The sequence below is a fragment of the Paenibacillus thailandensis genome, assembly GCF_042685365.1.
In the GTDB taxonomy this organism is placed as follows: Bacteria; Bacillota; Bacilli; order Paenibacillales; family Paenibacillaceae; genus Paenibacillus_AP; species Paenibacillus_AP thailandensis.
Map to the genome: position 1 here is coordinate 28,207 of NZ_JBHUMY010000005.1, position 25,941 is coordinate 54,147.

Below are 25,941 nucleotides of genomic sequence, written 5' to 3' on the forward strand. Positions count from 1 at the left end.
TTTAATCTCGTTCCCCGTTATAGTCTTAAAAAGACCACCGTTAGAATGAATGATTTGACCGTTAATCCATCCAAAATCCTCGATAGCATTCTTAACAATTCTGACGCCACCCACTTACTCCATTCGAAGCATACTTGACAACAACCTTATATGGCTTTATCTTAATATCAAGTATTAATACCTGGTACTAAATTTAGCGAAAGGTTGTGTATGCTTATGTCTATTTCCGTCCCGCTTCGTTCCCGTGCCGTCATTACAGCCATTGGCACCTATGTGCCGGATCGGGTGTTATCGAATGCCGACTTGGAGAAAATCGTCGATACGAGCGACGAATGGATTGTGCGCGTAACCGGCATGAGAGAACGCCGAATCGCGGCTGAAGACGAATACACAAGCGACCTCATATTCGCCGCTGTCCGCGATATGGTGCGCCGGTATTCGGTCGATCTTGCCGATGTCGATTATATATTGGTGGCGACGTCCACGCCGGATACGTTTTTCCCGAGCATGGCCGCAAGAGTGCAAGCCGAATTCGGCATCGCCCGCTGCGGCAGCGCGGACATCCAGGCGGCATGCGCCGGGTTGACGGCGGCCGTCCAATTGGCGAACGGTCTGCTGCTTTCGGGAGCTTTCCGCAAAATATTGGTCGTCGGCGCCGACGCATTATCCAAAGCGACGGATTATGCCGATCGCACCACCTGCGTTCTGTTCGGGGACGGCGCAGGAGCGCTGCTGCTCGAAGCCGCCGGGGAGGATGAAGGCTCTCTTATCGCCGTTTATGCGGAAACCGACGGTACCGGCGGCAAACATTTGTACCGCAGCAGCTTGTCCGGCCGCATCGGCGACGAGCCGATCAAGACGAACGGCATGATCGTGCAGAACGGAAGAGAAGTATACCGGTGGGCGACCAGCCGGGTAGCCGACGCCATTCAAGCTTTTATCAAGGCAAGCGGCCTGACGGCGGACCAAATCGACTGGTTCGTGCCGCACAGCGCGAACATCCGGATCATCGAGCATTTATGCGAGAAAACGGGCATCCCGATGGACCGGACGTTGACCAGCCTGGAGTACTACGGCAATACTTCCGCGGCTTCCATCCTGCTTGCCTTGGATGAAGGGGTAAAGAAAGGGAAGGTCGGCCCGGGTCAAACGGTGCTGCTGCACGGTTACGGCGGCGGGCTGATGCAAGCGGGAATTATCGTCAAATGGACGCTTCCCGCCTACAGCCCTTCCTCCTCGTAAGCTTTTTGATGGCCGGCTTCGAAGCCTGCCGCAAAGCCGGCGTTATAACCGGCATTGTATTGGGAGCTGCCGTTTTCCGGTTCCCGGCGCGGTTGCCGTTTGGCGCCGGGCGGAAGACGGCGCGCCGCTTTGCGTCTGCTCACCGTTTCCACCTTCGCGCGGATCGCTTTTCTTTTCTTTTTCATATCGACATATACCTTCCCGGCAGGCTGCATCGCTGTAGCTGCGGGTTCAGCCACGGTTTTACGGGCCGTCCCTGCAGCATAACTCCGCTTTTTAATTTCAACCCCGTCACCGATTCCGTCAATGCGGCTTGCAGCTCGGCCAGCCGGCTGACATTTTCCCCGATGAGGCGGGCCGTCTCCTCCGAATGATCGGCAATATCGGCCACGCTCTCCAGAATTCGGGCCAGCGCATGCTGGCTTTTGGCAATGGAAGCGATAAACTCGAGCTTAATTTGCCGCTCTTCACGGAATCGACTGTACTCGATCGTTCTTTCCATCGTTTCAGCCCAGCCTTCTTCTTCTGCCCATGGAGAAAGAATCGCTGTCGTTCTCGTCGTCCGTCTGCAGAACCGCTCTCAGCATTGCCACCATGCTCTGATTGTATTTCGCAATCCCTTCGATCATCTCGACGACCTGATCGTGGACTTGCACGGATTGCCGCAGCTGCTGTTCGTTCTCGTCAAAGGCGTCGAAGGACACATGCTTGCAAATCCAGTTTCTTGCTTTTTCCGCTTCCAACGCTTTCGCTTCCAAAATAATCGCCATGTTCCATTGCATGTTGGCGGAAGCTCCGAGCATTTTCAAATAAGCGTTCTCCCGGCTCATCGGCACTCTCCTTTCGACTAACCTTCTCCTGCCTCCCTGGACCGGCTTAGCAGACAGGGCTATTTATTCATCCTCGGATTCGCCAGGGTAAAGATCCCTTATGATATGCTGCGTATGAACGGCCAAAATTTCTTGCAAATCGGCGAGGCTCGATAAATAGGAAATGACGCTTTGAGTCAGCATCTGGGCATTGTCCATCAATTCGAGCGGTCCGCCCAAATCCGGCTGCACGTCCGGCAATGCCTGTATTAATTCGGACATTTTAAGCGTGACGTCGCGCTTTGCTTCCAGCATGCGGGCAAGATGTGTATGCGAATGAGCCATGTGCTCGATAATTTCGGTAATAAGTTGCTGCTGCATCCGGTTCCCTCCTTCATGCTGTTAGTAGCATATGCGCGCTTTTCCCGGCTGATACTTGCTTACGTTCCGCCTACAACGACCCGTGGACGGAAGCCGGCGGTATGATCGGGAGCCCTTCCGGCAACTCCGCTATGAAGTCCTCCGTCCACGGAACTTCGGGCTTCCCGTCAAGCCCCCATGCCTGCGATGCCGCATCGGACAATATCCTGCGCCTGATCCCGTATTCGAGGTAATAAGCGACGCCGTCAGGAGCTAACGTCTTCAGCCCGTGCGGCGCATAATCGCCGGCGCGCTGAGATCCGAACTCAACCGCCGCGATCGGATGGCCCCGCTCCCATCGGCGCAAATCGGCGTTGGACACTGTCGCGACCGGAAGAGGGCATTCGCCTTCTATCGGGCGCCGTCTGTTCCGGTCGATCCCATACACGGTCCGGCCGATGCCTTTCACGGCGACGCCTTGCGGGTAAAAGGCCGATTCGCCCTTCGGTTCCGCTTCATCATCGGACGGCCGGCCCGACACGTTGCGGACATCGCTTTGTATATAATGAAGAAGCTCGTTCGGGTTTTTCCATTTATTCATAAAACGAAGCATATTTGCGGTTGCCGCCTCCGCATCGCCTTCGCCGAATCCGCCGCTTTCCCCAGCCGGCATCAAGCGGACGTCCGCATCATTGGCAATGAGCAGCTTTCGGCCTTGCAGCCTGGCCCGAATGCAATAATCCTCGACGTCGAAGCTGCCTGCGTCGAATCTTTCGTCCCAATACCCGGTCTTCTCCCACAATTCCCTTCTGAACACGATGCAGAAGCTCCCCAAACTGTCCGCTCCGATCCACGCGGAACCGCCGGAGGATATGCCGGTCCCCCCTTCCCGGGCCGACTCGCCGCCCGCTCCGGGTCGCTGGACGCTTTCCCTCGTATTCGGGGCGGGACCTGCCATCCCGACCCGTTCGTCGGACATTAAAGCGTTAAGCAAAGCGGCAAGCCAACCTTCCTTTACCGACGAACGGCTATCCAGAACGGCGATCGTCGTCCCTTTCGCCATCTTTAGTCCTTCGTTGACGGCCGCCGCCCGGCCGCTGCCTTTCTCCAGCCTTTTACAGCGGATTTGCCCCGCCAAGCGCTCCAAGTACAAATCCGTTCCGTCCTCGGAGCCCGCGTCTACGACGATGATTTCATAAGGCAAATCGGTATGGTCCCATATGCCGTTTAAGCATCGCTCCAGCTCTTTCCGTTGATTGCGGGCAGGAATCACGATGCTTGTACCGTCATAATGAATCGAATAGCTTCCAAACCCGGCCGCTTCGCCTTGCGCATATCCGTCCCGGTAACCCGCCCGGTAGCCGAGAGCTTCCTGCGGAAGTACGCGAGACGTTTTCCGCTTAGGCGCCGGACGCCGGACGTGCCGTTTTGTCCGTATCATCCATCCCTCTCCTATCTGCCGCAAAATAATGAGCGTCCCCCCGGTAAGCCGATGCGAAGAGATAAACAGTATAGTATATGTAAGCGCATCGGTTCCGCATTGGACATTTGTCTAGAAAGAAGATGCGCCCGAAAAAAAAGGAAGCCGCTCCCATGAGGACGATCCTCCATGAAAGCGGCATGCCGGCTTGTTTTATATGCTATCTTCTATCTTCCCATGGCAATCCAGTTGACGACGCCCTGCAGCACATAACTCGACTCCGGCCGCACCAGCACCAAAACGGCTTCTGAATTCGATTTCGTCGTAACGGTCGCATAGCAGGCAGGATGATCGGTCACTGCAACAATCGAATACCTAGTGTCCGCAAAAGGCGTTTCGAATACAACCTTTATTTCGGTATACTCTTCTTCTTGGGCGAAACGATAAAGCTGAAGGCCATACGCCTGCTTAACGGCGGCATTGCCTTGCGCGGTTCCGGCCGGGGCGGCGTTTGGCTCATGTGTCGCTTCGGCGGGTTTGGATTCGGATTCGTCTTTGAACGGTCTAACGGCAGCGCTGTCTTCACCCTTCAGCGCAGCGATCGTTTCGGGCGCCAATTTATCCAGCGTAATGGAGCATTCCGCCAGATGGACGGATTGAACCGATGCTTCCGTCAAGTGGGCGGGCTGAATCGACGCTTCCGCCAAATGCGCGGATTGAATCGACCCTTCGGCCAAATGCGCGGATTGAATCGACCCTTCGGCCAAATGGTAGCCGGTCACCGCGCCTTCGCCGATATGCTGTTCCATGACCGCGCCGGCGCTCAAATGGTCGCTGCGTACGGACGAGGCCGCGATATGCCCGCTTTGGACGCTGCTTGTCGCCAAATGTCCGCTCGTCACGGAGCCTTCCGCCAGATGCACGGAACATACCGAACCTGACGCCAAATGTTTGCTTTCGACAGAAGAAGACGCAAGATGCTTGCTGTTAACGGCTTCAAAGGCGATTTGTTCTTCCCCGACGGAGCTTTTCGCCAAATGCACGGTTTGAATAGACGCCTCGGCCAGATGATAGCCGTTGACCGCGCCTTTGCCGATATGCTGCTCGGTAACCGCTTCTGCGCTCAAATGTTCGCTGCGCACCAGCTCCGGCTCCAGATGAATGCCGCGCACCGCCGACGCCGCGATATGCCCGCTCTGAACGCTGCTTGACGCCAAATGTTCGCCGCTTACCGCCCCGGCGCTCAAATGCTCGCTGCGCACCAGCTCCGGCTCCAGATGGATGCTGCGAACGGCCGAGGCCGCGATATGCCCGCTTCGAACGCTGCTCGCTTCCAAATGATCGCTTGTGACGGAGGACGGCGCCAAATGAACGGAGCATACCGAATCGACCGCCAGATGTTTGCTTTCAACCGAAGAAGGCGCAAGATGCTTGCTATTAACGGCTTCAAAGTCGATATGCTCTCCGCGGACGGAGATTTCGGCCAGATGAACGGATTGAACCGAAGCTTCGGCCAGATGATAGCCGTTGACCGCGCCTTCGCCGATATGCTGTTCCATGACCGCGCCGGGAATCAAGTGCTCGGCGTTCACCGCATAAGCCGCAATATGTTCGGCTTCGACAGCCCCCGCCCCCAGGCGCGATGCGCTAACGCTGCCCGGAGCCAGCTTCTCGGACGTGATGCCGGCATCCGCAATCTTCGCGGCGGTCACACTGCCGGCGGCCAGCTTGGCGCCCGTCACCGCGCCGTCCTGCAGCTTGCCCGCGCCGATCGATTCGTCCGCTACAGCAGCTTCCGTGACGCTGCCCGGAGCCAGCTTCGACGCGGTAATGGCGGCATCCGCCACATGCTCCTCGTTTACGCTTCGCTCCAGGAGCTGTTCGCTCCCCACGCTGCGTTCGGCCAGATGCTTCGTCTCGATGGATTTCGCTTTAAGCTTGTTGCCGGATATGCTGCCGTCGGCGATTTTGTCGAGGAAGGCCCCGTCTCCTGCAAAATGGGACAGCGACAGCGAGCCTTTGCGGATATGGTAGCCTTGAATGGATTCCGGCTTCAAATGTTTGCCCGCGATCGTTTCCAATTGAAGATGCTCTCCGGTTACGCTTTCCGAAGCGAGCTTATTCGCGGTGACCGCTCCATTCTGCAGCGCCTCTTCCGAAACCGAACCGCGCGTCAAATGGGCAGCCTCCACCGAGCCTTTCTGCAGCTTCGCCGAACTTACCGAATCTTCCGCCAGCTTGTTTTCCGTTACGGCTCCCGTCCGCAAATGCGCTTCGCCGACGGCGTCCGGCGCAATAACGCTGCCGTTGACCGAGCAAGGCTGCATATGCTCTTCTCCGACGCTGCCCGGAGCCAGCTTCTCCCCGGTTACGGCGGCCGCGGCAATATGAGCTTCTCGAACCGCGCCTTCGCTCAAATGAATGCCGTGCACCAGCCGTTCCGTCAAGTGCCTGCTGTTGATCGCTTCGTTGCCGATGTGTTTCGCGAGCACGGCTCCTGCGGCCAACTTATCGGAGTCTATGGCTTCGTCCGCAATCGAGTCGCTTCCGATGACGTTTCCGGCCAAATGTCTGTATTCGATGATGCCGTTCTGCAAATGTCCGCCGTTGATCGCAAACGGTTGAATGTGTTGTTCTGCAACGGAATCGAGTCCGAGATGCTCCGGCCCGATCGTGCCGGGCATAATTTTCTCGCCGGTGACGCTGCTGTTCGCAAGCTTCGCCGCGGTTACGCTCATATCGGACAACTTATCGGTCGATACCGATTCCGGGGAAAGCTTCAACGAAGTGATCACATAGTCGGCCAAATGATGCGACGAAACGGCCCCTGCGCCGAGATGGCGCTCGGTCACCGCGCCGAATGCGAGCTTCTCGCTTTTGACGGCACGGTCCTGCAGCTTGGAAGCGCCGATGCTTTCGTCTGCAAGATGCCTCTCCTCGATCGCTCCCGCTACGATATGATAGCCGCTTACCGTTTCCGGCGAAATCGCCTCTCCCGTTACTGCCCCTTGCGACAAGTGATAGGTCCGCACCGCTTCAGGCCCGATATGGCGGAAAACGACCGCCTCGTCCTTCAAATGCTTGGAACCGACGGAGCCGTCGGCCAGCCGGGTACCCGTCACAGCCCCTTTGGCCAACTTGCTTTCGGTTACCGATTCGTCGATAAGCTGGCCGTTTCCGACGGATGCCGGAGCGATATGCGCATGTTGAACCGACTTAGACGCCAGCTTCTCGCCGGTTACGCTGCCGCCCTTCAGGTGAAGCTCGCCGACGGAATCCGCCTGCAATTGGCTGCCTGATATCGCATTTGGAGCGATATGTTTGCCCTGAATTTGCGAAAGGCCTATTTTATCCGACGTTACGCTTGAGTGGCCCAGATGGGAGTTTTGCACGGCTTCTTCGGACAATTTCGACGCCGTCACGCTTTGATCGGCCAGCTTCGAGGACGTGACGGCCTGATCCACCAGCTTAATGGTGGAGACGGACTGGTCGGACAGCTTTGTTGATGTAATAGACTGCGGAGAGAGATGGCTTCCCGTTATTTGCTCCTCGGCGATATGACGGCTTAGCACGGCCCCTTGCCGGATGTGCTCTTGGGTGACGGCTCCCTTGGACAGCCGGCTTTCGTCGACCGATTCCGCTTTGAGCTCCCTTGTGCCGATTGCCTCTTCCATTAAGTGGCTGCCGCTTATTTCTCCGGGAGCGATATGCTTTCCCAGCAGCGACCCCGGAGCGACATGGTCGGAAAGCAGCGCTCCCGGCTTCAGATGACCCGAGCCGATCGATTCGGGGGCGATCTTTTCCCCGTTTACCGCGCCGTCCCGAAGCTTGGAGCGGGTAACCGCGCCGTCCGCCAGCTTTGTGCTGTTGACGCTGTCGTTAGCCAAATTTTCCGTTCGGACGGCGCCGCTTTTTATTTTCTCCGAAGTAACCGCTTGATCGGCAAGCAGCTCCGCAGTCAAAAAAGCGGGCTTCAAATGCCTCGCTTCGATCGATCCCTCCGCGATTTTATGCGAACCGATCGTCCGGTCGGCCAGCTTATCCGACGTAATGCTGTTGTCCTGCAATTTCTGGCCGCCGATTGAATGGTCCAAAATTTTGTCGCCGGTAATGGCGTTGTTGGCCAGATGCTCCGACTTGACCGATTCGTTCGCCAGCTTGGTCGTCGTAATAGCCCCGTCCGAAATATGAATGCTTTGCACCGCATAGTCGGATAAAGCTTCCCGGTCCACGCTCCCGCGCTTCAGCTTGGAGCCGTCGACCGAGCCCGGAGCAAGCTTCTCGGACGTAACCGATCCGTTTACGAGGTCATCCGTATAAATAAACGGCGCGGATCCGGCCTCCTCCTTCCGTTCCTGCACTTTCTCCATTTTGTCTTGAAGGGAATATACGAACGCAGAAGGTTCTTCGCCGGAGTCGGACGGCAGGAAGAGCTCCGGCTCCTCCGCTTGGTTGCCGGACGCATGAGCCTTGATCCGAAAGCCGGCGCCGCCCGGGCTGTCCTTCGTATTTACGGTTGCCCCCTCCTCCGGCGACTCCGGGTCCAGCAGAAGCATGTCTGCAGAATCGTGTATGGCTTCTGGCGCGGATTCCGCTTCGGGTGCAGGTATGTCTGCAGGACCAAGCACGGGTGAAGGCGCTTGTATATGCAAGGGAGCGGGGGCGGCCGTTACCGAGTTGATTGTAACCCGTTTCTCCCTTTCGCCCGGCTCCGCCGGAGCGTGAACTTGCGACAATGCCGCTTTTTTTTGAACTGTTTTTTTGCTGTTTAATTCATCAAGCCAGCTTAACTCGGAAGCGTTCGGATTATCGACATAAAAAAGCGGTCTTCGCCCTTTAGGGCTTCTCGGTTTTCTGCTTTTTGCCATTGCCCTCTCCTTCTTCCCGTTGAAATGTCATAGGCAATATATGCAATCACCTATAGGCCGGCTACTGGGAGTTCGAGCAGCGAAGAAACGAATCGTTAATTTTAATGATTGGAATATATAACCATTATTAATAACATTAGTGCATTCACGTTAATTTCAGTTATTTTTTATATGATATTCAGTCGCCTTTCATAAACCGTTGCTATTCTTTATCCATGGCAATCGCAATTGCCAATAAAACAAACCTATCTAGGAGGAATAAAATGATGAAAAAAGCAAAAAGCGTGAAACGGGCAGCGGCAGCTTCGATGGCGGCGGCGGTACTAACGATGACTCTTTCGGCTAACGCGTTTGCAGCCGTGAACACTTTGGCATCGCAGCAGGATATCGTCATGAAAATCGGCCAATCGAAAGCCTATGTCGGCTCCAAAGAGGTGACGGCGGCAACAGCCCCGGTGCTGATCGACAACAATACTTACGTGCCGCTTCGGTTCGTAAGCGAAAACTTCGGCGCGGACGTTTCCTACGATGCCGCCGCCAAAACGGTAACGATTAAGGTCGACGGTCAAACATATACCGTTAAAGTCGGGGAAAGCGAAGCAAAATCGAAAGACGGGGACAAAATTAAACTCGGAGCCAAGGTTCAACTGAAAAACGGTTCCGTCCTCGTGCCGATGCGCGGCATTGCCGAAAACGTTCTGGGCAAGCACGTCGCTTACAAAGACGGCCTGATCTACATCTCCGAAGACAAGAAGGAGCTGGACGACGAAACCGTCAGCGAATGGAACGGCAAATGGAACGGCACACAAGTGCAAAAAGAACCGCAATCCTCCGGCAACGCAAGCAAAACGGGAAGCAACAAGAAAAACTAACGAGCATGTCGAAGGACATAATTCGAAGCCCATAACAAGAAGCTCTCCTCTCGCCGGCTTCGGCGGAAGGAGAGCTTCTTGCTTTTTGGCGCTTTTTATTTATTCGGGACTTCCGATCGTTATCGGCTCTTCGACAGCAAATAGAGGAAATACGGCGCGCCGATGACGGCAACGACAAGGCCGGTCGGAAAATCGCCGAGATTGCGGGATATCGTATCCGCCGCCATGACGATCAGCCCGCCCGCCAGCGCCGACGCCGGAATCAGCTGCTGATGGTTCGGACCGACGAGCCGGCGCGCCAAATGCGGACCGATCAGGCCGACGAAACTGATGCCTCCGCCTACGGCCGTACAGGCGCCGGCCAATCCAACGGCGGCGGCAAGCAGCAGAAGCCGGTCTTTCCCGACAGGCGATCCCAGCCCCGTGGCCAGCTGATCGCCCAAATTCATCACGTTCAGCACGCGGGCCTTGAAGACAATAAACGGAACCAGCACGATAAACCACGGCAGGAAAGCGAGCACGTAAGTCCAGCTCGTGCCGCTGATGCTGCCCGCCATCCAAACCTGGATTTGCTGGTACTCTTCGGGATTGATGCGCAGCGTCAGAATTAGAATTAAAGCGTTTATCCCTTGCGCGATCGCGACTCCGGCGAGCACCATCCGCGTCGGCAGAACGCCGTGATGTCTCTTGAACGACAAGCCGTAGATGACGGCCGCCGCGGCAAACGATCCGATAAAAGCGATAACCGGCCGGGTCAGTACGGAATTCGTCACATCCAGATGAATAAAGCTGATGTACAGCACGATCATCAGATTTGCCCCGGAATTGATGCCAAGCAGCCCGGGATCCGCGAGCGGATTTCTCGACACGCTTTGCAGAATGGCTCCCGACAGGGCAAAGCCCGCTCCGATGAGCACCGAGATGACGATGCGCGGCAAACGGAATTCGAACAGGACAAGCTCGTTTTTGTCCGTTCCGAGCCCGATCAGCGTGCGCAGCACGTCGAGCGGCGACAGCCGCATATGGCCCGTGTTCATGCTGACGATAAACGTAATCACGATAAGCGCGGCAAGCGCGAATAGAACGACGGCCGCTTTTTTGCGTCTGGACGCTTCTGTAATGGTCATGCTACAGCTCCCCCTTCTGCTTGCGCGCAATATAAAGGAGGAACGGCACGCCGACCACGGCGATCAGAACGCCGACCGGCGTTTCGGACGGCGGGTTGACGAGCCTTGCGACCGTATCCGCTCCGGTCAAGAGCAGGCCGCCGAGCAGCGCCGAGCACGGAATGATCCAGCGGTAGTCGACGCCGACCAGATAACGGGCGATATGCGGCACAAGAAGGCCGACGAAAGCGATCGGCCCGGCGATCGATACGCCCGCTCCCGCAAGAACGAGAACGATCGCGAGTCCAACGATCTTGATCCATACCGTTTTTTGCCCCAAGGATACGGCAACGTCGTCGCCCAAGCTAAGCAGCGTAATCGACCGGGAGATGACGATCGCCCCGATCATGGCGGCAATCATCCACGGGCCGACGACGGCAAGCTGCTTCCAATTCGTACCCGCAACGCCGCCCGCCTGCCAGAAGGCGACCTGCTGGCCGATCTTAAACGATATTTCGATGCCTTGGCTAACGGCAACGAACAACGCGCTCACCGCCGCGCCCGCAAGCGTCAGCCGAATCGGCGTCAAGCCGCCTTTTGCGAGCGATCCGGTCCCGTAAACGAGCAGCGCGCCGAGCGCCGCGCCCAGGAAACACATAAACATCGTGAACATATAATTGCCGGGCATAAAAGCCATGCATAATGCGAGCGCAAGACCCGCGCCCGCGTTCAGGCCGAGCAGCCCCGAATCGGCGAGCGGATTGCGGGTCATCCCCTGCATGATCGCTCCGGCCACGGCAAGACCCGCGCCGATCAGGACGGCGGCGACGGTTCGCGGCAGCCGCAGCTCCTGGATCACCACATGCTGCTGAACGCCCGGATTAAACCGGAATACGGCTTCCCATACGGTGCCGAAGCGAATATCGGCGGCGCCTAACGAGATGGATCCGGCGATGGCGAGCACCAGCGCTGCGGCGCCAAGCAGCAGCACGAAAGCGGCCGCAGCCGGCCGGGTTTTGGCTTTCGCGCCGGATGCGGGATGACGTTCTGAAGCCATATGTAACAACCTTTCTGTTCGTCCCTCGACATGATAACGATTCTCATTAACAAATCATAGCATGCCGCGAAAGGTTATTCAATCGTTTTTTGCAGCGACCGCGAAACGGTCGGGAGCGAAGGCGGATATGGGGCCGGGCGGCTTCTCCCGGAGCAAATCCGCCACAATGCGCGCGGTCGCCGGGCTTAGCAATATGCCGTTGCGGTAATGGCCCGCCGCCATCACGATATCGCCCGTCCCGCTTACCGGCCCGATAAGCGGCAACCCGTCCGGGGCGACCGGACGAAGGCCGGCCCAGCGGGACGCCGTCTCCTTGCCGCTCAGGAAAGGAAGCGTGCGCTCCCCGCTTCGGATAAGCCGGTTAATGCCGCGCTCCGTGACCGACGTGTCGAAGCCGGCGGCGTCTTCGGATGCGCCGCATACGAGCCGGTTGTTTTGTTTGCCGACCCAATACGCCTGATTGGAAAATACGATATGCCGGACTTGACCGAACGGCACCTCGAAGGAGCAGATTTGGCCGCGGACCGGCTGCACCGGAAACGGTATGCCGAGCCACCGCTCGTACAGTCCCGTCCATGCCCCGGCGCATATGACGGCTTTGTCAGCGACAAGCGGTTCCGGGAGCCGTTCGCACCGCGCCTCGATGCCGCCGCCCGGCAGCCGCGTCAAGCCGACCGGCGCTCCGGCATGGTCGGCGATCCGCACGCCCAATCTGCGGCACGCCTTCTCCAGCGCGCGCACAAGCTTGGGCGCGTACACGTGGCTTTCCCCCGGTATGTAGACGGCTGCCGGAATGCTGTCCGCAAGCGCAGGTTCGAGCTTCCGAAGCGCTTCTCCCTCGACGAGCTCGGCGCTTGCGCCCCAATCGTTCTGCCATGAGATGCGGGAGAGTGCGTGCAGCAAGTCCGTTTCGCCGTTCAACAGGGTAAGGCTGCCGCTTCGGACCCATTCCGCCCTCTCCCCCGACGCCTCCTCCACTTCGGCAATCCAGTCGGGATAACAGTTTAAGCTCGCCAGGCAAAGCTGGAAAAAAGCGTCCGGCTGGTCCGTATTCTCGGAAAAGGCCGCAAGCATCCCCGCCGCCGCTCCGGAGGCTTGCCCGCCGCAAGCGGCGGGTTCGGCGACCGTGACCTGCATGCCCTCGGCCGCGGCCCGGAACGCGCACGACAAGCCGATAATGCCGCCGCCGAGCACAAGGACCGTCTGCGCCGTCATGGCTCGCCCTCGCGGGACGCGCCCGAAGAGAATAAAGAGCCTTGCAGGTCGCTGCTTGCCGAGGCGTACGGTTTCCTCGGAATGCGACCGGCATGGTAGCCGAGCCGGCCGGCTTCGATAGCCAGCTTCATCGCCCTCGCCATCATCGCCGGATGCTTCGCTTTCGCCACCGGCGTATTCGCCAATATGCCGGAAGCGCCAAGCTCCATCGCCTCGGCGGCGTCCTTGGGAGACCCGATTCCGGCGTCGACGATCACCGGCACGTTCGCTTCTTCGGCGATCAGCCCGATATTATACGGATTCAGCAGTCCAAGCCCTGTGCCGATCGGCGATCCGCCGGGCATGACGGCCGCCGCTCCCGCTTCCTCCAGCCGCTTGCACAAGATGGGATCGTCCGACGTATAAGCGAATACGGCGAAACCATCCTTGGCAAGCCGCTCCGTTGCTCGCAGCGTTTCGATCGGATCGGGGAGCAAGTAACGGGGATTTACGCTGATTTCGACCTTAATCCAATTCCCCATCCCCGCAGCTCTGGCCAAGCTTGCGATCCGCACCGCCTCGTCGGCCGTTTGCGAGCCCGACGTATTCGGCAAATACCGGAGCGGCTTATCCTCCAAGTGCTGAAGCAGCGAATCGTCTTCGGCCCGGTCGAGATCGACGCGGCGGATCGCAAACGTCACCACTTCGGCTTCCGACGCTTCCAGCGCCTGCCTTAGGGCAAGCGGATTCGGAAAACGGCCCGTTCCGAGAAAAAACCGGGATTTCAGGCTAACGTCTCCGATGCGCAGCGGATCGTTGTACATGTTGTTCACTTTACAATCAGCCTCCTCCGACAAAATGGATAAGCTCCACCGACGCGCCTTCGCGGATCGGCGCTTCCGGCCAGACCGAACGATCGACGATGGCGCCGTCGAGCTCGACAAGCAGCCTTTTCCCTTGCTGCCCGAGCTGGAGCACCAGCTCTTCCACCGTGGCGGCGGCCACGGTCCGTTCGGCGCCGTTCAACTGGATTCGCCGAACTGCCGCGCCGCCATGCTCCCCGGCAGCCGTTAATTGCGCTTTGAACGCTTCGCAAACGCGCCGCGGATTATCGCTGCCGACGATGGCGGAGACGGCGCACAGCCGTGCCGCACCGGCGGCCAGCACCTCGGCCGCGTTCGCCGGCGTAATGCCGCCGATCGCGAAAAAAGGAATCCGGACGCCCGCCGCCGCTTCGCGGACGTAAGCTGTCGTCACGGCCTGCCGGCCGGGCTTCGTGCCGGTCGGATAAACGGGACCGACGCCGATATAGTCGGCTCCCGCCTCCTGCGCGGCCAGCGCCTGCCCGATGGAATGCGTCGATACGCCGACGATTTTATCCGGGCCGAGAAGCTCCCGCGCTTCCGCGAAGCCGCCGTCCTCCTGCCCGAGATGGACGCCGTCCGCATCCGCCAGCTTCGCGATGTCCGGATAGTCGTTGACGATAAGCGGCACGCCGAAATGCCGCGTCAACTCTTTGAGCGACCGGGCTTTGCGCAGCAGCTCGTCTTTGTCGGCCGTTTTGTCGCGGAGCTGCACGATATCCGCCCCGCCTTGAAGCGCCTGCTCGATAACGTCCAGCATCGCCCGCCCCGGATGGTAGTTCTCGCCCGTGATGACGTACAGCCGGATGTTATCCCAGTTCCAATTCCCCATGAATCGATCGTCTCCCCTCTATCCGCATGGTTCCGCCGGCGTTCCGGCGAAAATTTTATCCAAGTCGAGATATGCGCCGCACAGCGCCGCCGCCTCGCCCGCGTCCGTCGTGCCTTGAACGAGCACCCGCCCGTCCGGAAACAGGACAAGCCGCTGGCCGACCGGCAGCTCGGCCCGAAGCAAATAAGGATTGGCGGTCAGCCTGCAGCCCTTCCGTTCCAGTTCGGTCCGCGCCGCTTCAAGCGGCAGCGGCGCGGCGAGCGTAAGCTGCACCGTATCGCGCCCGCAAAGGGTAACCGCCTGCAGCGGAGCCGGCGCGCCGGAGCCGTTCGTCCGCCCGAACGCTCGCTCCGGCGCATATCCGGCGCTTGCCGCGGCTCCTCCGGACTGACGCATTGGCACCGTCCCCGCCGCATAACCTGCGGCTGCCGCGCCGCTGCCGGGCCGGCGGGCTTGCGCATCGCTCGCCGAACGTCCTTCGCCTTCCGCATGACCGGCGTTTGCCGGTCCGCCCGGCACGGGCGCCGCGGCCGTTGTCGCGCTGCGGCGCTCCGCTTCAAGCCGCTGCCCCCGCTCCGCCCCGCGGCCGGGACTGCAATGCGGGCAGCGCCCGTTCCCGGCGGGAAGCTGCGATTCCCGCAGCCGGAAGGGCCACAGGTCCGCGCTGATCCATGTGTTCCGCAGCGCGTCCTCGTTGCCGGTCAGCAGCTTCAGCGCTTCCGCCGCCTGCAGCGACGCGACCAGATCGACCGCCGGCGATATGACGCCGGCGGTGTCGCAAGTTTCGCCCTCCTCCGCCTCTTCTCCGCCGATGAGGCAGCGGAGACAGGCGGTGCGGCCGGGCAGAAGCGTCGCACACATGCCCGCCGAGCCCGTCACCCCGCCGTACAGCAGCGGGATGCCGCGCCTGAAGCATTCGTCCGACAGCAGCAGCCGCGTCGCCGCATTGTCCGTGCCGTCGAGCACGAGATCCGCACCGTCGATAAGCGGCCCGACCGTGCGGGAATTCACGTCCGTCACGTACGGCACGACGCTCACTTCGCCGTTAATGCGGCGAAGCTTTGCGGCCGCCGCGGCCGCCTTGGGCAAGGCCGCCTCGGCGTCGGACTCGTCGAACAGCATTTGCCGCTGCAAATTGCTCGGTTCGACATAATCGCGGTCGGCGAGCCGGATTTCCCCGACGCCGGCCCGCGTCAAATGCTGGGCGAGCGACGCGCCCAGCGCTCCCGCGCCGACGATGAGAACGGCGCTTTCGCCAAGCCGCCGCTGCCCGGCATGCCCGATCGGCGCAAAGCGGATTTGCCGCGAATATCGCTCATCCCCGTAACGGCGTCCGGCTTCACCCATAAATCGAGCTCCCCGACGCCTTAAACGCGGCCGACCGCTCCTTCATCCCTTCTTCGATCGCTTCGGCCGTATCCAGCCCTCTGCTTTCGGCGAAATCCCGGATATCCTGCGTAATCCGCATGCTGCAGAACTTCGGCCCGCACATCGAGCAGAAGTGGGCCGACTTGGCCGCTTCCGCCGGAAGCGTCTCGTCGTGATACGCCATCGCCCGCTCCGGATCGAGCGACAGGCGGAACTGATCATGCCAGCGGAACTCGAAGCGCGCCTTCGACAAAGCGTCGTCGCGCTCCCGCGCCCGCGGATGCCCTTTCGCCAAATCGGCGGCGTGGGCCGCGATTTTGTAGGCGATGACGCCTTCCTTCACGTCTTCCTTGTTCGGCAAGCCCAAATGCTCCTTCGGCGTAACGTAGCACAGCATCGCCGTGCCGAACCAGCCGATCATCGCCGCGCCGATCGCCGATGTAATATGGTCGTAACCGGGCGCGATATCGGTCGTAAGCGGGCCCAGCGTATAAAACGGAGCTTCGTTGCAGACCGCCGCCTGCCGGTCCATGTTTTCCTTGATCAGATGCATCGGGACGTGGCCGGGTCCTTCGATCATCACCTGCACGTCATGCCGCCAAGCGATTTGGGTCAATTCGCCCAGCGTATCCAGCTCGGCGAACTGCGCCTCGTCGTTGGCGTCGGCGATGGAACCCGGCCTAAGCCCGTCGCCCAGCGAGAAGGTGACGTCGTACGCCTTCATGATTTCGCAAATTTCTTCGAAATGGGTGTATAAGAAATTTTCCTTGTGATGCGCCAGGCACCAGGCCGCCATGATCGAACCGCCGCGGGATACGATTCCGGTCACCCGCTTGGCCGTCAGCGGGATGTACCTGAGCAGCACGCCGGCATGGATCGTAAAGTAGTCCACCCCTTGCTCCGCCTGCTCGATGAGCGTGTCGCGGAACACCTCCCAGCTCAAATTTTCCGCGACGCCGTTTACTTTCTCCAGCGCTTGGTAGATCGGCACCGTTCCGACCGGAACGGGGGAATTGCGGATGATCCACTCCCGCGTCGTATGGATGTTCCGTCCCGTGGACAAATCCATAATCGTATCCGCGCCCCAGCGGGTCGCCCACGTCATCTTCTCCACCTCTTCCTCGATGGAGGAGGCGACGGCGGAATTGCCGATGTTCGCGTTGATTTTCACGTGAAAAGCCTTTCCGATAATCATCGGCTCGCTTTCCGGATGGTTGATGTTCGCCGGGATGACCGCGCGTCCCGCCGCCACTTCGGAACGGACGAATTCGGGGCTCATCCCTTCGCGCAGCGCAATGAACTCCATCTCCGGCGTAACGATCCCTTGCCGCGCATAATGCAGCTGCGTCACGTTGCGGCCCTCGCGGGCGCGAAGCGGACGGCGGCTCAGCGGAAACAGCTCCGCGCCGCGGGCCCGCGCCGACTCCTCGGAAGCGAAGCCGTTATCCTCCGGACGAACGCTGCGGCCCTCGTAGCTTTCGGTATCCCCTCTTTCCGCAATCCACGCGGAGCGAAGCGCCGGCAGACCTTTCCGCACGTCCGCAACATAACTCTCGTCCGTATAAGGCCCGCTCGTATCGTACACGCGCACCGGCGCGTTCGCGCTCACGTTGCCGCTTCTGTCCTCCGTCTCGGACAACGCGATTTCGCGCATCGGCACGCGGATGTCGTCTCTCTCTCCGGTTACGTAAACTTTGCGGCTGCCCGGCAGCGGCGACATGTGAATAGACATAAAAAAACCTCCCGGCGGAAAATGAATTTTCCACTAGGAGGCCTCGTCAAGCCTGCGGCCGAAAGCGTACAGGCGAAAGCGTTGCCGGAGCGGCCGCGGGCGAATGGCGCCCGCTTCCTTGCAGCGCGGCTCTATCCCGCGCTTGCTGCGGCGAATCGTCTTCCCGGCAGACTGCTTGAAAGCAGCGCTGCTGTCTGTGACAATTCTCCGCTTCACCGGCTTTCCCGACGCGGCAACGGATTTGCCGGAACGCACGCCGCTTTTGCTTCTGACGGTTTCGTCCGGCAAAAATCGAAGCCGGTGCAAACCGCAAAACGAATCGGCGTATACATTCCGATATGGCAAAAAAGCCGTTCCCGCGAAGGAACGGCTGATAGACGACATCGTTCCCGCGAACAGGACCGAGTCGGCCCGTCGCGCACAGAACGGCAATATCGCATCATCCCACTTTCCTACGCTGGCATAACCCAGATCAGGTTCAAAGGGACCAAAGCCGAAGCTTTATCTCAGCCCTTGCGGGCGCCCCTAGTGGATTTATGGTAAAAACTATACATCCTCCTGCCAAGGGCTGTCAATAGAAAGCGGATGAAAAACGTCCTCGTGAAACACCTCGAGCCAACGCCTTGCGGTGTGAAGCCAAGTAAATTTTCTCTCGACGAGCGCTCTGCTGTTCATGCCCATCCAGTCGCGAAGCGGCTTGTCGCGCAGCAACAAATCCAGCCGCTCGAGCAGCTCTTCTTCGATGCGTTCGGGCCGAACGAGAAACCCCGTTTCGCCCGGAACGATAATTTCCTTCATTCCTCCCGCCTCCGTCGCCACGACGGGAACGCCCGACGCCATCGCCTCGACGTTGACCAAGCCAAACGCTTCCCGCCCGCCGGAAGGCACGACGGCGACGTCGGATACGAGAAACCAGTCCGGCACGTCCGAATGCGGCACATATGGGACGAACCGGACGTTGCCGGAGCTTCTGTGTCCGAGCCGGACAAGCTTTCTGGCGTACGCGGTAGTCCGGTGGGAGCCGTAAAACGGGCTGCCGACGACGACGACCAGCAGCTCGGGATGCCGCCTCGAAAGCTCGGGAGCGATGCGAAGCAGATGATGGACGCCTTTGAGCGGAATGAGGCGCCCGATAAACATGACGACTTTGCGGCCGGTCAGCCCTTTCAGCCGGCGCATATCCTCGCGTCTTCGCGCCCCTTCCTCGGAGTGCTGGGATACAAACCGGAGCGTATCCACGCCGGGGTATACGACCCGGATTTTGGCCGCCGCTTCCGGGGCTCTGCGGGCTACCTCGCTGCGGATAAATTCGCTGTTTACGATAATTTTGTCCGCCTTGCGCAAGCTTTGCTTCAGCTTGGCCGGCGATATATAACGCGGCCCGATAAAGGTCGTGGAATGCAAATTCAGCCAACACGGCTTGCCCGGGTGCATCCTTTTCAGGACGGGGATCATTTTCGGACGGTTTTCCACCTGGATCAGCGCCGGGGAGAACCTTTTGATCGCCATGCCCACCTTGCGCGCGTAGAGCGCTTTATCGGCTGCCGGAAACCGTTCGCAAACGATGTCGTTCACCCTGCTGATCTTGGACAGATAACGGCTTGACCGGCCGTATATGCGCGGCTCGACGTAAGGAGCGAGCAACGGGACGAACTTCTCGACGACACGTTCGACCGAGCTGCTTTTCGAGGAAGGAATCGGGTAGGATCCGGGCGTAACGAAGGCTACTTTCGTGGGCACCTGGAAGCCCTCCTAAAAGTTATTGACGGTACGCGGCATCGCTTCGGCGCCGCGCGCTCGGCTTCGGGAATATGGCGCCGTCAACGAATCCGTTAGGAGTAGCATACGCGATCCCGTGCCGGCCTGCTACCGGCATTCACCCTTCCCGCTTCGGGATTTCAGCCGATTCCGGACCGTCTTTCCGTTCCCAGCGAGGCCAGCAGCGACGAAGCAAGCAGGTAGAAGGACAAGTATGCCCCGCATAGGATAAATAACGGATTCAGCAGCACCATATGAACTTCGGTCATAAATACCGTCCGGTGCAAGATCGTGCGGACAATGGCGCCCGCCACGACCGTTAATGCGATAAATAAAGCCGCGGCCGCGATTTTGCCGCACCATGGACGCACGCGTGCGTCCTGCCGCCACCAGAACGCCAGCGCTCCCGCCCCCGCGGCATAACCAATGCCGATCAACAATTCGATCATACGATTCACCTCGTATCAAGCATTTGCCAAACGGACCTGATTTATCCACTCCGGCCGCTCGGATGCGGGTGCGGAGCGAGAAGAAGGCGGTTGATTTGCCCGCCCGGATATGGCACACTGTTTTGAGGTGCGCTTTCACGCGCTCCGCAGCACCGATCGCAAGAAAGGACGTGACGTACGGGCATGAATCGCTTTTTGCTCCGTTCGATGACGGAATTGAGCTCCCGCAAATGGATTTCAAGGCTTACGGGACGTTTCGCCAAGTCCAGGCAAAGCCGTATCTTTCTGGCCCGCTTCGTCAAGCTTTACGGCATTAATGTGGATGAAGCCGAAAAACCTTTTAAACAATACGAATCGTTGAACGAGTTTTTTACGCGCAGGCTGCAGGAAGGCGCAAGGCCGATCGACCATTCGGCCGACACGCTGACGAGCCCGGTCGACGCGCTCATTACGGGGATAGGCACTATCAAAGACGGCACGATCGTCAATGTAAAAGGGCAGGATTATACCGTAGACGAGCTGCTCAGCCATTCCCCGCGGATGGAAAATTACCGGAACGGCCGTTATATCGTTCTTTATTTAAGTCCTACCGACTATCACCGCATTCATGCGCCCGCAACCGGACGGATCGTCGAAAGGGAGCATATCGCGGGCAAAGTGTATCCGGTTAACGATTTCGGCATGCGCCACATGAGAGGCGTGCTGTCGCGCAACGAGCGGCTAATTACGTATATCCGCCTTAAGGAAGGCGAAGTGGCCGTCGTCAAGGTGGGCGCCATGAACGTAAGCAGCATCCGCTATACGGAGCCGCTTGCGGATACGGTGCAAAAAGGCGAGGAGCTTGCTTATTTCGAATTCGGCTCCACGGTCGTGCTGCTTACGCAGCAGGGCTTGTTCGTCCCCCGCCCCGACCTGAAGGAAGGCGTAAAGATCAAGATGGGAGAAGCGCTCGGCAAGCTTGGCGTTCAGCCGTCGGTATCCGGTGCGGCCGAATAGCGGGGCGTTGCGGCTTTCCCGCACGATTGACCGCGAACACCCCGTTTCGCCTGCCATACAAACGACGAATGGAACACGAACGAATCGAGGCATCCGGAAAGCGGCGCGCGGCCGCATTCGGGATGCCTCGTTTTTTTGATATCGGCTCTCATTCGATTACCGGATCTCGGAAGGGCTGCGCCCCGTATATTGCTTGAATTGCCGGCTGAAAAAAAAGATGTCCCGATACCCCAGAGCGTCCGCCACCTCCGTGACGTTCATTCCGCCGTAGGTGAGCAGATGCTGCGCCCGGTCGATGCGCGTGCGGATCATGTACGTCTGAACCGGCATGCCGATCAGCTCCTTGAATTTCATCGAGAAATATCTCGGCGAAAGCTGCGCCCTTGCCGCCAAATCCTCGACCCGGTGCGGCTTGCCCGGATTTTGTTTAATATAGTTGGCGATTTCGTGAATGGCCTCCGACAGCTGGTTGCTGCCCTTCTTTTCCACGGGCGCCTGCCGGTCTTCCCGAAGCAGGTGGATCATCATTTGCTTGAGCACGAGCTGGGCTTCCTCGTCGGCCGCGTACGTCGGCACCAGAAACAGCCTTACGTAACGTGCCAGCATATATTCGAAATCGACGGTATCCCCCAGCACGCGGTATCTCGCCGGTAAGTCACGCGCCTTCTCCTTCGTATCGAAATGGATATAAGTCAGAACGAGCGGCTTCTGCGGGTTGTGCGAGGCGATCGGATGATCGCCGGGCCGAAACAAAAAGCAGCTTCCTTTCCCGATGGCGTAAGTTTCGCCGTTCAATTCCAATTCGCCTTCGCCGCTCCACACATAAAACAAATCGTAGTTGGCGAGCGGCCTGTCCCTTTTCGCCCATTTCCAGGACGGCTCGCATACGATCTTTGCAGAAAAGGGAAGAAGTACAAACGAATCCGGCGATAAATGAAGCATACGAACCCTCCCATATCTATAAATTCTGTCGTTTCAGGACGATTCGTCCCCCTGCCGTCATCATACAATAGTGCAAACGGCTTCGCAATGAACGAGTATGTACATTTTTTCAATTTTTTTAGAAGCCGTAGTTTACGCCGTGTAAATAATGTTATAATAGCACCCGAGAGAAACGGCTACGCCTTCCTTGTCAAAGGACGAACCGTTTCGGCGTGAAATATAAGACGATGGGATACAAGCAAAACTTATAAATTCTTATATTTCGAAAAGACGGTTACGGCCGGTCAGGCCACAGCTTACATGCACATATGATTTTTCGGAAGGATGGAATGAAGTCCATGAACCCACTTGCCCAGCAGTTGAACGAGACAATCAACAATGAAAATCCGCATGTGTACGAAATGTTGTCCACGCTTGGAAAAGAAATGTTTTTCCCGAAGGAAGGCATTCTGAGCCAATCCGCCGAAGCCAAGGCGAAAGCGACGAAATACAACGCTACGATCGGCATCGCGACGGAGGGCGGCCAGCCGATGCATCTGAAGGTCATTCAGGATACGCTGAGCGCATATGCCCCGAAGGATCTTTATGAATACGCTCCACCTGCGGGCAAGCCGGAGCTTCGCGCCGCATGGCGCTCCAAAATGATCAAGGAAAATCCGGAGCTCGAAGGGAAAAGCTTCGGAAATCCGATCGCTACCAACGCGCTTACTCACGGACTTAGCATCGTTGCGGATCTGTTTGCGGATGCCGGCGATGCGATCGTGATTCCAAATAAAAACTGGGAAAACTATGAGCTTACGTTCGGCGTCCGCCGCGGCGCCGTTATCGTTGAATATCCGCTGTACAACGAACAAATGCGCTTCAACGGCGCCGGCCTGCGGGAAGCTTTGCTTGCGCAGAAGGGCAAAGGCAAAGCGATCGTCGTGCTGAACTTCCCGAACAACCCGACGGGCTATACGCCCGGTCCGCAGGAAGCGAGCGAGATCGTAGACGCTATCCGCGACGCCGCGGAAGCCGGGATCAACGTCGTGGCGGTTACGGACGACGCTTACTTCGGGCTGTTCTTCGAGGATTCGGTGCATGAATCGCTGTTCGGGAAGCTTGCGGAGCTTCATCCTCGCGTGCTGGCCGTCAAGGTGGACGGCGCCACGAAGGAAGAATACGTATGGGGCTTCCGGGTAGGCTTCATTACGTACGCTTCTCCATCGGCCAAAGTGCTTGCCGCGCTGGAGCAAAAAACGATGGGCATCATCCGCGCCACGATTTCGAGCGGTCCCCATCCGTCCCAAACGTTTGTGCTTCAAGCGCTTCAATCGCCGGAATTTGCCGAGCAAAAAGCGGAGAAATTCAATATTATGAAGCGCCGCGCCAATCGCGTCAAAGATTTGCTCGACAGCGGCAAGTACGGCGACACTTTGAAGTATTATCCGTTTAACTCCGGTTACTTCATGTGCCTGAAGTTGTCCGGCGTATCCGCGGAAGACGTGCGCGTCCGGCTGCTCGACCAATACGGCATCGGCACGATTGCGCTCGGCGAAACGGATCTGCGCGTCGCGTTCTCCTGCATCGAGGAAGAAGGGCTCGAAGAGCTGTTCGACACGATCGCGAAAGCGGTCCGGGAATTGTCCTGATTTCGTAAGCACGGATGGTCATAGGTTTGAAAAACAAAACGGCCCTGGCGTAAAGCGCAAGCTTTACGTCAGGGCCGTTTTGTTGGTCGCACCCCCATATGGCGGGCACCCACCTGGCGCATTTTTGCACCCCATAGGGCGCTTTCGCGCCGTTCCCATGCCCATATGGTGCATTTTTGCACCTCATGCGGCGCTTCGGCGCCATCCGGGCACCCACCTGGCGCATTTTTGCACCCCATAGGGCGCTTTCGCGCCGTTCCCATGCCCATATGGTGCATTTTTGCACCTCGTGCGGCGCTTCGGCGCCATCCGGGCACCCACCTGGTGCATTTTTGCACCTCGTGCGGCGCTTCGGCGCCGTTCCCGGCTGGCGCGCGTCCCGCCTTCCGCCGCGGCTAATCGTCATCCTCCGCTTCGCGCCTTAGCTTGCGGGACAAGCTTGCCGGGCGGATGATCCAAATGTAGCAGACCGCTGCAATTAGGGATGCGGCGGCGGCAGCGGCATAACCCGAAACGAGCAGCGTGACGCCAAGCGGCAGCCATAACAGCAAAGCGCAGACGAGAAGCGCGAGCCTGTCGACCCGAACGAGATCGGCCAGCCGTCTCGATTCCGGCAAAGGGTAAATATGGTGCCATACCGTATGGCGATGGGCTTGATGAAGAGCACCCAGCTGGAATCCGAATATTGCAACAAAAAGGATATACATTGCGGCAGCTCCCCAGCCGCCGAGCCACGCCGATTCCGCCAGCCAATAAAGGATGAGGCCAAGCAAGACGAGCAGCCGGAGCATAATGCCGGCCAGTTCCGTCCTTATAACCGTGAGCGCATACAAATACACGTATGTATTTTCATGCTTGTAGCGGACAAGCCGGATCAGCCACGAAAGATACGGTCTGGACGTAACGGGAGACGGAAGCGCCGGAACGTCGACAAAAAAGCTCATAAAACGGTAATGCCGGCTGCGGGTCGCCGTTTCCTCGGCAATAAGCCGCTCCCAAGGAATTTGGTGCCGGCGGGGCAAGCGATACAGCAGCGCCATGAGCGCCGCGACCAAAACAAGGAACAACGCGCCTTGCCAAGGCTCGGAAACGAGCGCCGCCGCCATAATGAGAGCAATGGCCAGCCAGCGCAGCGAGCGGAGAAGAAGCCTTATCCGCGGCCATGCGACTTGCCTTTCGCGCCACGCTCCCCACATGCTTAAAGCCTTGACCGCCGCCGCAATCAACGCGACCGCCGCGATGCCGGCCTTTCCCGGACCTTGCCGGTAGATCGGCGCATACAACAGCAGGAGGGCGCCCAGCAGCAGCGCCGTTTGAACGGCTGCGCGGCGGAAGGATCTGAAGATATAGACGTTCATCTCGGCCTCGCGGGGCATGAGAAAGACGATATCCGCGGCGGACAGCCATGTTCGAAGCGGGCTCCAGGCGACCGCGATCGTCAAAGCAAGGACGCCAACAGCCGTAACCGGAAAATCGGACGGGACGTCGCGCAGGAGCTGGAAGTAACGAATGGCGAACGTAATGACCAGAAACGACAAAACGAGAGACAAGCCGCTCTGCCCGACGTACCGGACGTAAGGCAGCATTTCCCGTCCGAAGCTTGCGGCTCTTCTGCGCCATAACGATTGAAGCGATCGTTCTTCCTCTCTCATTGCGGTTCCTCGGAAACTAATTTGTAGAACGATTCCTCCAGCGATCCGGCCCCTTTGTCCAATCCGGCCGCCTGCCTGATTTCCTCCAGCGTTCCTTGTGCCACGATCCGCCCCTGATGCAGCACGATGTAACGGTCGCAATAAGCTTCAACCGTCGCCAGAATATGAGAGCTCATCAAGATGGCCGAGCCGCGCCGCTTCACCTCGACGAGTCTTTCCAACAGCGATTTGATGCCAAGCGGATCGAGACCGAGAAACGGCTCGTCGATAATGTACAACGGCGGCTCGGCAAGCAGCGCGTTCATGATCATCACCTTCTGTTTCATCCCTTTGGACAGATGGGAGGCGAACGCCTTCAGCTTAGGTTTCATTTGAAACTGCTCCAGCAGCCTTTCCTTTCTCGCTTCGAAATCTTCCCGCTTTACGTCGTAGGCGATTCCCGTCAGCCTCAGATGCTCCTCGACCGTCAGCTCGTCGAACAGGATCGGCGTCTCCGGAACGTAAACGAACGCCGAACGATAGCGCTCCGCGTTTTCCTCCAGTTCGGCTCCCATTACTTTGACCTGCCCTTCTTGCGGCTTCATAAGCCCAAGAATGTGCTTGATCGTCGTGCTCTTGCCGGCTCCGTTCAAGCCGATCAGGCCGATCATCTCGCCGGCTTTTACTTCAAAAGTGACATTATGCAGGACAGGCTTGCGCGGACTGTAGCCCCCGCTTAATCCCGTCACCTGCAACACCGTTTCCATAACCGTTCACCTGCAATATTAAGAAGATATGGGATGGCTTCAAA

General features: G+C 58.6%; 23 protein-coding genes and 1 riboswitch. Of the genes, 4 read left to right on the top strand and 19 right to left on the bottom strand.

Features of this window, described 5'->3' with window-relative positions:
* The first annotated feature begins 216 nt into the window (after positions 1-216).
* Positions 217-1,242 (top strand): ketoacyl-ACP synthase III, encoded by a 1,026-nt coding sequence (locus ACFSW5_RS04610; RefSeq protein ID WP_379270233.1) that lies wholly within the window; start codon positions 217-219, stop codon positions 1,240-1,242.
* On the opposite strand, the gene ACFSW5_RS04615 is transcribed toward ACFSW5_RS04610, so the two are convergent.
* The 6 genes from ACFSW5_RS04615 to ACFSW5_RS04640 all read right to left on the bottom strand — a co-directional run bounded on the left by ACFSW5_RS04615 (position 1,221) and on the right by ACFSW5_RS04640 (position 8,699).
* Positions 1,221-1,427, bottom strand: coding sequence for a hypothetical protein (locus ACFSW5_RS04615; RefSeq protein ID WP_379270234.1), 207 nt, complete (start codon positions 1,425-1,427; stop codon positions 1,221-1,223). The two genes, ACFSW5_RS04610 and ACFSW5_RS04615, sit on opposite strands and share 22 nt — an antisense overlap.
* Entirely contained in the window at positions 1,424-1,744 is a 321-nt protein-coding gene (locus ACFSW5_RS04620) for a hypothetical protein (RefSeq protein ID WP_379270235.1), read from the bottom strand. Before ACFSW5_RS04620 ends, ACFSW5_RS04615 begins: the two co-directional genes overlap by 4 nt.
* 4 nt (positions 1,745-1,748) lie before the next feature.
* Complete coding sequence (locus ACFSW5_RS04625; protein ID WP_379270236.1) at positions 1,749-2,072, bottom strand: restriction endonuclease subunit S; 324 nt, start codon at positions 2,070-2,072, stop codon at positions 1,749-1,751.
* Positions 2,073-2,135: 63 nt separating this feature from the next.
* Complete coding sequence (locus tag ACFSW5_RS04630; RefSeq protein ID WP_379270237.1) at positions 2,136-2,432, bottom strand: nucleoside-diphosphate sugar epimerase; 297 nt, start codon at positions 2,430-2,432, stop codon at positions 2,136-2,138.
* Between the two features lie 70 nt (positions 2,433-2,502).
* A complete protein-coding gene (locus ACFSW5_RS04635) occupies positions 2,503-3,852 on the bottom strand; it encodes a glycosyltransferase family 2 protein (RefSeq protein ID WP_379270238.1) in 1,350 nt (449 codons plus the stop codon).
* A 206-nt stretch (positions 3,853-4,058) separates the two neighbouring features.
* Positions 4,059-8,699, bottom strand: coding sequence for a WIAG-tail domain (locus tag ACFSW5_RS04640; protein ID WP_379270239.1), 4,641 nt, complete (start codon positions 8,697-8,699; stop codon positions 4,059-4,061).
* A 266-nt stretch (positions 8,700-8,965) separates the two neighbouring features.
* Here ACFSW5_RS04640 and ACFSW5_RS04645 point away from each other — a divergent pair, with 266 nt between their 5' ends.
* Positions 8,966-9,571, top strand: coding sequence for a copper amine oxidase N-terminal domain-containing protein (locus ACFSW5_RS04645; protein WP_379270240.1), 606 nt, complete (start codon positions 8,966-8,968; stop codon positions 9,569-9,571).
* 119 nt (positions 9,572-9,690) lie between these two features.
* On the opposite strand, the gene ACFSW5_RS04650 is transcribed toward ACFSW5_RS04645, so the two are convergent.
* The 10 genes from ACFSW5_RS04650 to ACFSW5_RS04695 form a co-directional block, all read right to left on the bottom strand.
* The gene (locus tag ACFSW5_RS04650; protein WP_379270241.1) at positions 9,691-10,698 is read right to left on the bottom strand and encodes a FecCD family ABC transporter permease; all 1,008 of its coding nucleotides are present in this window, start codon (positions 10,696-10,698) and stop codon (positions 9,691-9,693) included.
* Position 10,699: 1 nt separating this feature from the next.
* Positions 10,700-11,734 carry a FecCD family ABC transporter permease gene (locus ACFSW5_RS04655; RefSeq protein WP_379270242.1) on the bottom strand — a complete coding sequence of 345 codons (1,035 nt, stop codon included), beginning with the start codon at positions 11,732-11,734 and terminating at the stop codon, positions 10,700-10,702.
* Between the two features lie 78 nt (positions 11,735-11,812).
* On the bottom strand, positions 11,813-12,949 hold the full coding sequence (gene thiO / locus ACFSW5_RS04660; protein WP_379270243.1) for a glycine oxidase ThiO: 1,137 nt from the start codon (positions 12,947-12,949) through the stop codon (positions 11,813-11,815).
* Positions 12,946-13,752, bottom strand: coding sequence for a thiazole synthase (locus ACFSW5_RS04665; protein ID WP_379270300.1), 807 nt, complete (start codon positions 13,750-13,752; stop codon positions 12,946-12,948). Before ACFSW5_RS04665 ends, thiO begins: the two co-directional genes overlap by 4 nt.
* A gap of 16 nt (positions 13,753-13,768) precedes the next feature.
* Entirely contained in the window at positions 13,769-14,623 is an 855-nt protein-coding gene (gene thiE, locus ACFSW5_RS04670) for a thiamine phosphate synthase (RefSeq protein ID WP_379270244.1), read from the bottom strand.
* Between the two features lie 18 nt (positions 14,624-14,641).
* Complete coding sequence (locus ACFSW5_RS04675; RefSeq protein ID WP_379270245.1) at positions 14,642-15,970, bottom strand: ThiF family adenylyltransferase; 1,329 nt, start codon at positions 15,968-15,970, stop codon at positions 14,642-14,644.
* Positions 15,963-17,723 (bottom strand): phosphomethylpyrimidine synthase ThiC, encoded by a 1,761-nt coding sequence (thiC, locus tag ACFSW5_RS04680; RefSeq protein WP_379270246.1) that lies wholly within the window; start codon positions 17,721-17,723, stop codon positions 15,963-15,965. Before thiC ends, ACFSW5_RS04675 begins: the two co-directional genes overlap by 8 nt.
* A gap of 33 nt (positions 17,724-17,756) precedes the next feature.
* Positions 17,757-18,068 carry a hypothetical protein gene (locus ACFSW5_RS04685; protein WP_379270247.1) on the bottom strand — a complete coding sequence of 104 codons (312 nt, stop codon included), beginning with the start codon at positions 18,066-18,068 and terminating at the stop codon, positions 17,757-17,759.
* An 87-nt stretch (positions 18,069-18,155) separates the two neighbouring features.
* Positions 18,156-18,260: riboswitch (TPP riboswitch) on the bottom strand.
* A gap of 9 nt (positions 18,261-18,269) precedes the next feature.
* A complete protein-coding gene (locus tag ACFSW5_RS04690; RefSeq protein ID WP_379270248.1) occupies positions 18,270-19,463 on the bottom strand; it encodes a glycosyltransferase family 4 protein in 1,194 nt (397 codons plus the stop codon).
* 158 nt (positions 19,464-19,621) lie between these two features.
* Positions 19,622-19,930 carry a hypothetical protein gene (locus ACFSW5_RS04695; RefSeq protein WP_379270249.1) on the bottom strand — a complete coding sequence of 103 codons (309 nt, stop codon included), beginning with the start codon at positions 19,928-19,930 and terminating at the stop codon, positions 19,622-19,624.
* Positions 19,931-20,113: 183 nt separating this feature from the next.
* Between ACFSW5_RS04695 and asd the strand changes: the two genes are divergently transcribed.
* Positions 20,114-20,926, top strand: coding sequence for an archaetidylserine decarboxylase (gene asd / locus ACFSW5_RS04700; RefSeq protein ID WP_379270250.1), 813 nt, complete (start codon positions 20,114-20,116; stop codon positions 20,924-20,926).
* A 156-nt stretch (positions 20,927-21,082) separates the two neighbouring features.
* Here asd and ACFSW5_RS04705 read toward each other — a convergent pair whose 3' ends face one another.
* Positions 21,083-21,868 (bottom strand): helix-turn-helix domain-containing protein, encoded by a 786-nt coding sequence (locus tag ACFSW5_RS04705; protein WP_379270251.1) that lies wholly within the window; start codon positions 21,866-21,868, stop codon positions 21,083-21,085.
* 338 nt (positions 21,869-22,206) lie between these two features.
* Here ACFSW5_RS04705 and ACFSW5_RS04710 point away from each other — a divergent pair, with 338 nt between their 5' ends.
* On the top strand, positions 22,207-23,499 hold the full coding sequence (locus ACFSW5_RS04710) for an aminotransferase class I/II-fold pyridoxal phosphate-dependent enzyme (RefSeq protein ID WP_379270252.1): 1,293 nt from the start codon (positions 22,207-22,209) through the stop codon (positions 23,497-23,499).
* A 395-nt stretch (positions 23,500-23,894) separates the two neighbouring features.
* Here ACFSW5_RS04710 and ACFSW5_RS04715 read toward each other — a convergent pair whose 3' ends face one another.
* Both ACFSW5_RS04715 and ACFSW5_RS04720 read right to left on the bottom strand, forming a co-directional pair.
* Entirely contained in the window at positions 23,895-25,151 is a 1,257-nt protein-coding gene (locus ACFSW5_RS04715) for an ABC transporter permease (RefSeq protein WP_379270253.1), read from the bottom strand.
* A complete protein-coding gene (locus tag ACFSW5_RS04720) occupies positions 25,148-25,897 on the bottom strand; it encodes an ABC transporter ATP-binding protein (protein WP_379270254.1) in 750 nt (249 codons plus the stop codon). Before ACFSW5_RS04720 ends, ACFSW5_RS04715 begins: the two co-directional genes overlap by 4 nt.
* Positions 25,898-25,941: the final 44 nt, after the last annotated feature.

Excerpts from the sequence above, each read along its gene's own strand:
- ACFSW5_RS04610 (WP_379270233.1), top strand. The coding sequence starts at position 217 with ATGTCTATTTCCGTCCCGCTTCGTTCCCGTGCCGTCATTACAGCCATT.
- ACFSW5_RS04615 (WP_379270234.1), bottom strand. The coding sequence starts at position 1,427 with ATGAAAAAGAAAAGAAAAGCGATCCGCGCGAAGGTGGAAACGGTGAGC.
- ACFSW5_RS04620 (WP_379270235.1), bottom strand. The coding sequence starts at position 1,744 with ATGGAAAGAACGATCGAGTACAGTCGATTCCGTGAAGAGCGGCAAATT.
- ACFSW5_RS04625 (WP_379270236.1), bottom strand. The coding sequence starts at position 2,072 with ATGAGCCGGGAGAACGCTTATTTGAAAATGCTCGGAGCTTCCGCCAAC.
- ACFSW5_RS04630 (WP_379270237.1), bottom strand. The coding sequence starts at position 2,432 with ATGCAGCAGCAACTTATTACCGAAATTATCGAGCACATGGCTCATTCG.
- ACFSW5_RS04635 (WP_379270238.1), bottom strand. The coding sequence starts at position 3,852 with ATGATACGGACAAAACGGCACGTCCGGCGTCCGGCGCCTAAGCGGAAA.
- ACFSW5_RS04640 (WP_379270239.1), bottom strand. The coding sequence starts at position 8,699 with ATGGCAAAAAGCAGAAAACCGAGAAGCCCTAAAGGGCGAAGACCGCTT.
- ACFSW5_RS04645 (WP_379270240.1), top strand. The coding sequence starts at position 8,966 with ATGAAAAAAGCAAAAAGCGTGAAACGGGCAGCGGCAGCTTCGATGGCG.
- ACFSW5_RS04650 (WP_379270241.1), bottom strand. The coding sequence starts at position 10,698 with ATGACCATTACAGAAGCGTCCAGACGCAAAAAAGCGGCCGTCGTTCTA.
- ACFSW5_RS04655 (WP_379270242.1), bottom strand. The coding sequence starts at position 11,734 with ATGGCTTCAGAACGTCATCCCGCATCCGGCGCGAAAGCCAAAACCCGG.
- thiO (WP_379270243.1), bottom strand. The coding sequence starts at position 12,949 with ATGACGGCGCAGACGGTCCTTGTGCTCGGCGGCGGCATTATCGGCTTG.
- ACFSW5_RS04665 (WP_379270300.1), bottom strand. The coding sequence starts at position 13,752 with ATGTACAACGATCCGCTGCGCATCGGAGACGTTAGCCTGAAATCCCGG.
- thiE (WP_379270244.1), bottom strand. The coding sequence starts at position 14,623 with ATGGGGAATTGGAACTGGGATAACATCCGGCTGTACGTCATCACGGGC.
- ACFSW5_RS04675 (WP_379270245.1), bottom strand. The coding sequence starts at position 15,970 with ATGGGTGAAGCCGGACGCCGTTACGGGGATGAGCGATATTCGCGGCAA.
- thiC (WP_379270246.1), bottom strand. The coding sequence starts at position 17,723 with ATGTCTATTCACATGTCGCCGCTGCCGGGCAGCCGCAAAGTTTACGTA.
- ACFSW5_RS04695 (WP_379270249.1), bottom strand. The coding sequence starts at position 19,930 with ATGATCGAATTGTTGATCGGCATTGGTTATGCCGCGGGGGCGGGAGCG.
- asd (WP_379270250.1), top strand. The coding sequence starts at position 20,114 with ATGAATCGCTTTTTGCTCCGTTCGATGACGGAATTGAGCTCCCGCAAA.
- ACFSW5_RS04705 (WP_379270251.1), bottom strand. The coding sequence starts at position 21,868 with ATGCTTCATTTATCGCCGGATTCGTTTGTACTTCTTCCCTTTTCTGCA.
- ACFSW5_RS04710 (WP_379270252.1), top strand. The coding sequence starts at position 22,207 with ATGAACCCACTTGCCCAGCAGTTGAACGAGACAATCAACAATGAAAAT.
- ACFSW5_RS04715 (WP_379270253.1), bottom strand. The coding sequence starts at position 25,151 with ATGAGAGAGGAAGAACGATCGCTTCAATCGTTATGGCGCAGAAGAGCC.
- ACFSW5_RS04720 (WP_379270254.1), bottom strand. The coding sequence starts at position 25,897 with ATGGAAACGGTGTTGCAGGTGACGGGATTAAGCGGGGGCTACAGTCCG.